Source organism: Actinosynnema sp. NPDC059335 (assembly GCF_042752395.1).
Lineage (GTDB): Bacteria > Actinomycetota > Actinomycetes > Mycobacteriales > Pseudonocardiaceae > Actinosynnema.
Window position 1 is genome coordinate 1 of record NZ_JBHYXZ010000240.1, and the last position, 9,385, is coordinate 9,385.

Annotated in this window: 7 protein-coding genes; 2 read left to right on the forward strand and 5 right to left on the reverse strand. The window is 72.5% G+C overall.

What is annotated here, in order from left to right:
- Window positions 1–253: 253 nt before the first annotated feature.
- The 5 genes from ACFXGA_RS38250 to ACFXGA_RS38270 all read right to left on the reverse strand — a co-directional run bounded on the left by ACFXGA_RS38250 (window position 254) and on the right by ACFXGA_RS38270 (window position 7,636).
- Window positions 254–1,204, reverse strand: coding sequence for a sensor histidine kinase (locus ACFXGA_RS38250; protein ID WP_378097448.1), 951 nt, complete (start codon window positions 1,202–1,204; stop codon window positions 254–256).
- A gap of 200 nt (window positions 1,205–1,404) precedes the next feature.
- A complete protein-coding gene (locus ACFXGA_RS38255; RefSeq protein WP_378097451.1) occupies window positions 1,405–2,091 on the reverse strand; it encodes a response regulator transcription factor in 687 nt (228 codons plus the stop codon).
- A 327-nt stretch (window positions 2,092–2,418) separates the two neighbouring features.
- Window positions 2,419–4,320, reverse strand: a complete 1,902-nt coding sequence (dxs, locus tag ACFXGA_RS38260) for a 1-deoxy-D-xylulose-5-phosphate synthase (RefSeq protein ID WP_378097454.1) — start codon at window positions 4,318–4,320, stop codon at window positions 2,419–2,421.
- 74 nt (window positions 4,321–4,394) lie between these two features.
- Window positions 4,395–5,624 (reverse strand): class I SAM-dependent RNA methyltransferase, encoded by a 1,230-nt coding sequence (locus tag ACFXGA_RS38265; RefSeq protein WP_378097457.1) that lies wholly within the window; start codon window positions 5,622–5,624, stop codon window positions 4,395–4,397.
- Window positions 5,621–7,636: an APC family permease gene (locus ACFXGA_RS38270; RefSeq protein WP_378097460.1), complete on the reverse strand. Its 2,016-nt coding sequence runs from the start codon at window positions 7,634–7,636 to the stop codon at window positions 5,621–5,623. The genes ACFXGA_RS38265 and ACFXGA_RS38270 overlap by 4 nt, the downstream gene beginning before the upstream one ends.
- 58 nt (window positions 7,637–7,694) lie before the next feature.
- Between ACFXGA_RS38270 and ACFXGA_RS38275 the strand changes: the two genes are divergently transcribed.
- On the forward strand, window positions 7,695–8,381 hold the full coding sequence (locus tag ACFXGA_RS38275) for a potassium channel family protein (protein ID WP_378097463.1): 687 nt from the start codon (window positions 7,695–7,697) through the stop codon (window positions 8,379–8,381).
- Window positions 8,382–9,038 carry a potassium channel family protein gene (locus ACFXGA_RS38280; protein ID WP_378097466.1) on the forward strand — a complete coding sequence of 219 codons (657 nt, stop codon included), beginning with the start codon at window positions 8,382–8,384 and terminating at the stop codon, window positions 9,036–9,038.
- The last annotated feature ends 347 nt before the right edge of the window (window positions 9,039–9,385 follow it).

Consider the following 9,385-nt stretch of genomic DNA (forward strand, 5'->3'; position numbering starts at 1 on the left):
TTACTGGCTATTCGGCACGCTGTTGAGTTCTCAAAGAACACGCGCACACCGTCACTCATCACTTCAGTGATTCGATCCGGGGCTTGTTGTCCGCCACGCTCCGTTCCGGTCTCTCCCCGGCCCGTTCCGCGCTGGCAGAGAGAAAGTTACACCCCGTCCAACGCGGAGACAAATCGGGGGTCCAGGGGCACGTCTCCGCAGGTAGTACCCCCTGCGCGGACCCTCAAACCGGATCATGTGTGACCGGGGCCACTCAGACGAGTTTTCCCTGCGGCGTGGACGGCAGGTGCACGACCACCGACAGGCCGCCGCCGGGCACCGCCGAGGCGTGCACCTGGCCCTCGTGGGCGGCGACGGCGGCACGCACGATGGACAGCCCGAGGCCGGTGCCGGTGCGCGCGGTCCGGTCGGTGCCACCCCGGCGGAACGGCTCGAACAGCTCGTCCACCCGGTCGGGCGCGATGACCTGCCCGGACGACGACACCCGCAGCACGGTCCACTCGGGCCCGCCCTCGGTGCGCACCTCGATCCACCCGCCGGGCACGTTGTGCCGCACGGCGTTCTCCAGGAGGTTCCCCGCGATCCGCTCCAGCAACGCGGGGTCGCCGACCGCGGGCGCGGGAGCGGTCAGGAACGACACGCGCAACCGGCGCTCCTCCGCCTCCGGGCGGGCGGCCCGCCATGCGGACTCCACCACGGCGTTCAGGTCGACCGGCTCCCGCACGGCGAGCCCGAGCCCGTCCGTGCGGGCGAGCAGGAGCAGGGCGCTGACCAGCTGTTCGGCCCGTTCGGTCGCGCCACGCACCACGCCTGCCATGCGCCGCAGCTCCTCGGCGTCGGCGTCCGGGTCGACGAGCGTCACGTCCAGCTCGGTCCGGATCACGGCCAGGGGCGTGCGCAGCTCGTGGGAGGCGTTGGCGACGAACCGCCGCTGCGACTCGAACGCGGCCTGCAGCCGGTCGAGCATGGCGTCGAACGTGTCGGCCAGCTCGGCGACCTCGTCGCGGGGGCCGTCCAGGCGCAGCCGTTCGCCGAGCGACTCGGCGGAGAGGCGGCGCGCCGCGTCGGTCACGTCGTGGACGGGTTGGAGCACGCGCCCGGTGATGGTCCAGGCGAGCAGGGCCGCCGCGGCGACGACGCACAGGAACGCGATGGAGCCGGACCGCAGCACGTCGTCGCGGGCCTGCTCGCCGAGCAGGTCCATCAACGCCCCGGCGTCGACCTCACGTCCGTCGACGATGACGGTGCTGCCCTCGGCGAAGCGGGGCGACGAGGCGATGACCCGGCCGACGAGGAGCCAGCCGAGCAGGAGCAGCAGACCGCTGACGAACGCGACCAGGCCGGTCGCGAGGAGGGTGAGCCGCGTGCGCAGCCCGGGTCCGCGCCTGCGGGCCAGCTCTGGGTTCAGCGTGGGCCTTCCTCGGTGGAGCCCGCGGTGGGCACGCGGTAGCCGGAGCCGACCACCGTGTCGATGATGCCCGGTTCACCCAGCTTCTTGCGTAGCGTCATGACGGTGACGCGGACGGTGGTGGTGAACGGGTCGGCGTTCTCGTCCCACACGCGTTCGAGCAGTTCCTCGCTGGAGACCACCGACCCCTTGGCGGCGAGCAGGACCTCCAGGACGCCGAACTCCTTGCGGGTCAGCTCGACGGGCTGGCCGGCGCGGCGCACCGTGCGGCGGGCCGGGTCCAGCTCCACGTCGCGGGCGGTGAGCAGCGGCGGGGTGGCCGGGGTGGCGCGGCGGGCGAGGGCGCGGACGCGGGCGACCAGCTCGGGGAACGCGAACGGCTTGGCCAGGTAGTCGTCGGCACCGAGGGACAGGCCGGCGACGCGGTCGTCCACGCCGGCGCTGGCGGTCAGCATCATGACCCTGGTCAGGGCCCCGGAGCTGAGGATCTCCTTGCACAGCTCGTCGCCGGACATGCCGGGCAGGTCTCGGTCGAGCACGACCACGTCGTACCGGGTCACGGTCGACTTCTCGTGGCCGGTCTCGCCGTCGTAGGCCACGTCGACCGCCATACCTTCGCGCCGCAGGCCGCGCGCGATCGCGTCGGCCAGCGGCACCTCGTCCTCGACTACCAGGATCCGCACACCACAAAGGTGCCACACATCCCTGAGAAGCGGCTTAGCGTGCGGCTGTCGGGGTGGGGAAGGGCGAAAAGCGTCCTCGCCGGACGGGCAGATCAGCAGGATGACGGGGCCGAGTGGTCAAGCTCCGGTACCAGCGGGGTCCGGGTTTCGTGTCATCCCGCCGACCTCCACAAGGGCAACCACACGCGTCAAGGGGGCGGTTCCGGCCTCAAGTGCGGTGAGGCCGGAAGTGCCCCCTTGACACGCGTGGTTGGGCAGGGCCAGGTCGGCGGGATGACACGAAGCCCTCCTGTGTGCGGAGGGCCGCACCGGCCGTGCCCCGGTTGGTTACTTCTCGGCGGTCGCGCTCAGCCGGGTGTGGTTCTCGGTGGCGACGACCCACTCGGTGATGCGGCGGGAGACGTCCTGGGCGGTCAGGCCGAGGTCGGCGAGGACTTCGGCGCGTTCGCCGTGCTCGTGGAACGCCTGGGGGATGGCCAGGTCGCGCAGCGGGGTGTCGACCTCGGCGTCGCGCAGGGCGGCGGCCAGTGCCCAGCCGAAGCCGCCGTGGCGGCCGCCGTCCTCGACGGTGACCACGAGGCGGTGGTCGGCGGCCAGGGCGACCAGCTCGGCCGGGACCGGGAAGACCCAGCGGGGGTCCACGACGGTGACGCCGATGCCCTGGTCGGCGAGGCGTTGGGCGGCGGCGAGGCCGAGTTCGCCGAACGCGCCGACGGTGACGAGGAGGACGTCGGTGCCGGAGCGGTGCAGGACGTCGACGGTGCCGACGCGGTCGAGGGCGGGCAGGTCGGGGCCCACGGACGCCTTCGGGTAGCGGATGACGGTCGGGGCGTCGGGGACGCGGACGGCTTCGCGGAGTTCCTCGCGCAGCGAGGCGGCGTCGCGGGGGGCGGCGACGCGGATGCCGGGGATGAGGCCGCAGATGGACAGGTCCCACATGCCGTGGTGGGACGCGCCGTCGGGGCCGGTGATGCCGGCGCGGTCGAGGACGACGGTGACGCCCTGCTTGTGCATGGCGACGTCCATCAGGAGCTGGTCGAACGCCCGGTTGAGGAAGGTCGCGTAGATCGCCACGACGGGGTGCATGCCGCCCATGGCGAGGCCGGCGGCGGAGGTCATGGCGTGTTGTTCGGCGATGCCGACGTCGAAGCAGCGGTCGGGGTAGAGGCCCGCGAACTTGTCCAGGCCCGTCGGGCCGCGCATGGCGGCGGTGATGGCGACCAGGTCGGGCCGCTCGCCGCCCAGGGTGGCGAGTTCGTCGGCGAAGACGTGGGTCCAGGTGCGCTTGGACGGGCCGATGTTCTCCCCGGTGATGGGGTCGATGACGCCGGTGGCGTGCATCTGGTCGGCCTCGTGGTTCTCGGCGGGCGCGAAGCCGTTGCCCTTGCGGGTGACGGTGTGGACGATGACCGGTCCGCCGAAGGACTTGGCGCGGCGCAGCGCCGATTCCAGGGCGGCGGTGTCGTGGCCGTCGACGGGGCCGATGTACTTGAGGCCGAGGTCCTCGAACATGGCCTGCGGGCTGAGGGCGTCCTTGATGCCGCGCTTGGCCGCGTGCAGGGCGGCGTAGAGGGGCTTGCCGACGAACGGGGTGCCCTGCAGGGCGGTGCGGCCGCGTTCCAGGGCGCGCTCGTAGCCGGGTTGCAGGCGCAGCGACGACAGGTGGTCGGCCAGCCCGCCGATGGTGGGCGAGTAGGAGCGGCCGTTGTCGTTGACGACGATGACGACGGGGCGGTCCGTGCCGGAGGCGATGTTGTTCAGCGCCTCCCAGCACATGCCGCCGGTGAGGGCGCCGTCGCCGACGACCGCGACGACGTGCCGGCGCTGGCCGCCGAGCTGGTAGGCCTTGGCGAGGCCGTCGGCGTAGGAGAGGGCGGTCGAGGCGTGGCTGTTCTCCTCGACGTCGTGCTCGCTCTCGGAGCGGGAGGGGTAGCCGGAGAGGCCGCCCTTCTGGCGCAGCGTGTCGAAGCCGTCGCGGCGGCCGGTGAGGATCTTGTGGACGTAGCTCTGGTGGCCGGTGTCGAACACGATCGAGTCGTGCGGCGAGTCGAAGACCCGGTGCACGGCCATGGTCAGCTCGACGACCCCCAGGTTGGGGCCGAGGTGCCCGCCGGTCCGGGAGACCTTGTCGACCAGGAAGCGCCGGATCTCCTCGGCGAGCCGAACCAGCTCCTCGGCCCCCAGACGTTTCAGATCCGCCGGTCCGTGCACGGATTCCAGCAGCGTCACTCGCTCCACCTCGCCCTGTGGTTCGGGTCCCCGACTCGTCCGGTCAGTCTACGGACCACTGGCTGGGACGCCGCTCAGCGAGCGGGCCGCAGGAGCGCGACGCATTCGACATGGTGCGTCATGGGGAACGCGTCGAAGGCCCTGAGCTGGGCCAACTCGTAGCCGTGCGCGGCGAATTCGGCGACGTCGCGGGCGAGGGCGGCCGGGTCGCACGCGACGTACACCACACGTCGGGGGCCGGTGCGGGCGATGGCGGTGACGACGGCCTTGCCCGCGCCCTTGCGGGGCGGGTCCAGGACGACGACGTCGGGCGGGGAGTCGGTGAAGCCGGGTGACGCGAGCACGTCCTCGGTGCGGCCGGGGTGCCAGGAGACCTGGGGCAGGTCGGCGAGGGTGCGCCGGCCGTCGGCGACGGCCCCGGGCGAGGACTCGACCACGGCGACGTCGCCGTCCGGTCCGACCTGGTCGGCGAGCACGGAGGCGAACAGGCCGACGCCGCCGTAGAGGTCCCAGGCGCGGTCGCCGGGTCGGCAGTCGGCCCACGCGCCCACGACCTCGGCGAAGGTGTCGGCGGCGGCCGGGTGGACCTGCCAGAAGCCGTCGGCGCGGAGGTTCCAGGTGCGGCCGGCGGCCCGTTCGGTGGCGGTGCCGCTGCCCTCGCGCCGCCGGGACGGTCCCGGCACGGGGCGGCCCCGGCGCACGACCGGCGGGCCGATCTCGACCAGGTGCGACCGCCCGTCCGCGTCGCGGGTGATGACCAGCTCGGACTTCGGCGGCCAGCGGCGGTCCACGGCGTGGTCCAGCGCGCCCGGGACGGCGATGACGCAGTGGTCGACCGGGATGACGCGGTGGCTGCGGTGGGCGCGGAACCCGGCGCGGCCGTCCGGGCCGACGGCCATGCGGACGCGGGTGCGCCAGTCCTCGGGGCCGCCGGGCAGCGCCTCGACGACGACCTCCCGGTCGATCCCGGCCAGGCGGTGGAGCTGCTCGGCCACGACGGCGGCCTTCAGCTCGCGCTGGGCGTCCCAGGACGCGTGCTGCCAGTCGCAGCCGCCGCACAGCCCCGGCCCGGCGAACGGGCACGGCGGCGTGACGCGGTCCGGCGACGCCTCCAGCACCTCGACGGCGTCACCGCGGCAGTAGGAGCCGCCGGTGTCCTCGGTGATCCGGACGACGACGCGTTCGCCGGGCAGCGCGTGCCGGACGAACACGACGCGGCCCTCGTGCCGGGCCACGCAGTGCCCGCCGTGGGCGACCGCGCCGACCTCGACCTCGATGAGCCGCCGCTCCCACGTCGCCGTCACCTGCCGCTCCCCCGGTCCTCGCGGCCGCGCTTGTCGAGGCCGCGCCGGATCGCGCCGGGCGCGACGCCGTCGTCCCGGTCGGTCACCTTCGACGACGAGGCGAGCTGCCAGGGCACGCTCGTCACCATCACGCCGGGCTGGAACAGCAGCCGGCCCTTGAGCCGCAGCGCGCTCTGGTTGTGCAGGAACTGCTCCCACCAGTGGCCGACGACGTACTCCGGGATGAACACCGTGACCACGTCGCGCGGGTTGTCCGACCGGACCCGCTTGACGTAGTCCAGGACCGGTTTGGTGATCTCGCGGTAGGGCGACTCGATCACCTTGAGCGGCACCTTGAAGTTCTCCTTCTCCCAGTCGCGCACGAGCCGGCGGGTGTCGCCGTCGTCCACGTTCACCGTGACGGCCTCCAGGATGTCGGGCCGGGTGGCCTTGGCGTACGCCAGGGCGCGCAGGGTCGGCATGTGGAGCTTGGAGACGAGCACCATGGCGTGGTTGCGGGCGGGCAGCAGCTTCTGCCGCTCCTGCTGGCGCAGCTCCTCGGCGACCCGGTCGTAGTGCCGGCGGATGGCCGTCATCAGCGCGTACAGGGCGGCCATCGCGGCGATGGCGATCCACGCGCCCTTGGTGAACTTGGTGATCAGGACCACGACCAGCACCGACGCGGTGAGCGCCAGGCCGAACGCGTTGATCGCCTGGGACCGGCGCATCCGCCGCCGCGCGGTGGGGTCCTCCTCGGTCGCGAGCAGCCGGTTCCAGTGCCGGACCATGCCGGTCTGGCTCATCGTGAACGACACGAACACGCCCACGATGTAGAGCTGGAGCAGCCGGGTGACCTCGGCGTCGAAGGCGATGACCAGCAGGATCGCCGCGCCGGCGAGGAACAGGATGCCGTTGCTGAACGCGAGCCGGTCGCCGCGGGTGTGCAGCTGGCGGGGCAGGTAGCGGTCCTGGGCGAGGATCGAGCCGAGCACCGGGAACCCGTTGAACGCGGTGTTGGCGGCCAGCACGAGGATCAGCGCGGTGACGACGGTGATGAAGAAGAAGCCGACCGGGAAGCCGTCGAACACCGCCCCGGCGATCTGGGCGACCATGGTCTTCTGCTCGTAGCCGGGCGGCGCGTTGACGAGCTGGTGGTCCGGGTGCTCGGCCATCTTCACGCCTGTGAGCTGGGCCAGCACGATCAGGCCCATGAGCATGGTGACCGCGATGAGACCCATCATGAGCAGCGTGGTCGCCGCGTTGCGCGACTTCGGCTTGCGGAACGCGGGCACGCCGTTGCTGATGGCCTCGACGCCGGTCAGCGCGGCGCTGCCGGAGGAGAAGGCCCGCAGGACGAGGAACACGAACGCCAGGCCGACCAGGTGGTCGTCCTCGGCCCGCAGCTCGAAGCCGGCGCTCTCGGCGCGCATCTCGTCGCCCAGGACGAAGCCCCGGAACAGGCCGTAGCCGATCATCAGGAGCACGCCGACCATGAACGCGTAGGTCGGGATGGCGAACGCGCTGCCGGACTCGCGGATGCCGCGCAGGTTGATGGCGGTGAGGAGGACGATCGCGGCGACCGCGAACTCGGCTTTGTGGGTGGCGACGAACGGGATGGCCGAGCCGATGTTCGCGGCGGCGGAGGAGATGGAGACGGCGACCGTGAGGATGTAGTCGACCAGCAGGGCGCTCGCCACCGTGAGGCCCGCGCGGCGGCCCAGGTTGACCGTGGCGACCTCGTAGTCCCCGCCGCCGGAGGGGTAGGCGTGCACGTTCTGCCGGTAGCTCGCGACGACCGTGAGCATCACGACCACCACCGCGACGCCGACCCACGGGGCCAGCGCGTAGGCCGACAGACCCGCCACCGACAGCACGAGGAAGATCTCCTCGGGTGCGTAGGCCACGCTCGACATCGCGTCCGAGGCGAAGACCGGCAAGGCGATGCGCTTGGGCAGCAGGGTGTGGGCTAGGCGATCGCTGCGGAAGGGCCTGCCGACGAGGAGGCGCTTGGCCGCGGTTGCGAGCTTGGACACGGGTCGAAAGCGTAAGGGGTGTCCTCCCCTGGTCGGAGTAATCGTGGGTAGGTTCTCCGTGGAGAACGTTCAGGAGGCTTTCGTGCACGTGGTGATCATGGGCTGCGGCCGGGTGGGCTCGTCCCTGGCCAAGGCCCTGGAGCGCCTGGGCCACCAGGTCGCGGTGATCGACAAGGACGGCCAGGCCTTCCGCCGGCTGGGCTCCGACTTCCACGGTCAGCAGGTCGTCGGCAACGGTTTCGACCAGAAGGTGCTGATCGAGGCGGGTATCGAGCGGGCGGGCGCGTTCGCGGCCGTGTCCAGCGGCGACAACTCCAACATCATCTCGGCGCGGGTGGCCCGGGAGACGTTCGGGGTGGAGGCGGTGGTCGCCCGCATCTACGACGAGAAGCGCGCCGCGGTGTACGAGCGGCTGGGCATCCCGACCGTGGCGACCGTGCCCTGGTCCACCGACCGCTTCCTGCGGATGCTGCTGCCCGAGGGCACGGCCACGGCGTGGCGCGACCCGTCGGGCAGCGTGGCCGTCCTGCCGCTGGGGCTGCACGAGGACTGGGTCGGGCGCACGGTGCGCGACCTGCAGGAGGCCACGGGGTGCCGGGTGGCGTTCGTGATGCGGTTCGGCACCGGTGTGCTGCCCGATTCGAAGACCGTGCTGCAGGCGGACGACCAGGTGTACGTGGCCGCCCTGTCCGGCACCGTGACCGATGTGGCCGCGGCCGCGGCCCACGCGCCCGAGGAGAGCTGAGTGCGGATCGCGATTGCGGGTGCCGGTGCGGTGGGCCGGTCCATCGCCGCGGAGCTGGTGGCCGACGGGCACCAGGTCATGCTGATCGAGCGGGACCGGGCGCACTTCGAGCCGCACACCGTGGAGCAGGCCGAATGGGTGCAGGCGGACGCGTGCGAGCTGTCCTCGCTGGAGGACGCGGGCATGCAGCTGTGCGACGTGGTGATCGCCGCGACCGGTGACGACAAGGTCAACCTGGTCGTGTCGCTGCTGGCCAAGACGGAGTTCGCGGTGCGGCGCGTGGTGGCGCGGGTGAACGACCCGGCCAACGAGTGGCTGTTCACCGAGTCGTGGGGGGTGGACGTGGCCGTGTCGACGCCGCGCATCCTGTCCGCGCTGGTGGAGGAGGCGGTGACGGTCGGGGACGTGGTGCGGCTGATGACGTTGCGCCAGGGTCAGGCGAACCTGGTGGAAATCACGCTTCCGGGTGACACGCCGCTGGCGGGGTCGCCGGTGAACGGCCTGGCGCTGCCGCGTGACGCCGCGCTGGTGACCATCCTGCGGGGCGGTCGGGTGATCGTGCCGACGCCGGACGACACGCTGGAGGGTGGCGACGAGCTGCTGTTCGTGGCGGCGGCGGACGTGGAGCGCGAGATCCGGTCGGCGCTCGGGTACTGACCGGACGCGCACCGGCCGGCGGGGGGCTCGGGGTATTCGGGCGCGGGGGTGTTGGGCGTGGGGTCCGGGCGGGGCTCGGGCGGGTGGTCCGGCGACGGGTTCCCGAAGCGTTCGCGCCCGGGGTCGCCGGTGGGGGCGGGATGGCCGAGGTGGGCTGGCGCTGTCGGTGCGAGGGCCGGGCGGTGCGGGGACCAGGCGGTGTGGAGACCGGGCGGTATGAGGCCGGGCGGTATGAGGCCGGGCGGTATGAGGCCGGGCGGTGTGGGCGGCGGGTTGGGTGGCCGATGGGTGGCGTGGTTGTGGATAAGTGCGGTCGTGGCTGGTCACGGCCGGTTTCGGCGTGCGCG

Excerpts from the sequence above, each read along its gene's own strand:
- ACFXGA_RS38250 (WP_378097448.1), bottom strand. The coding sequence starts at position 1,204 with ATGGACCTGCTCGGCGAGCAGGCCCGCGACGACGTGCTGCGGTCCGGC.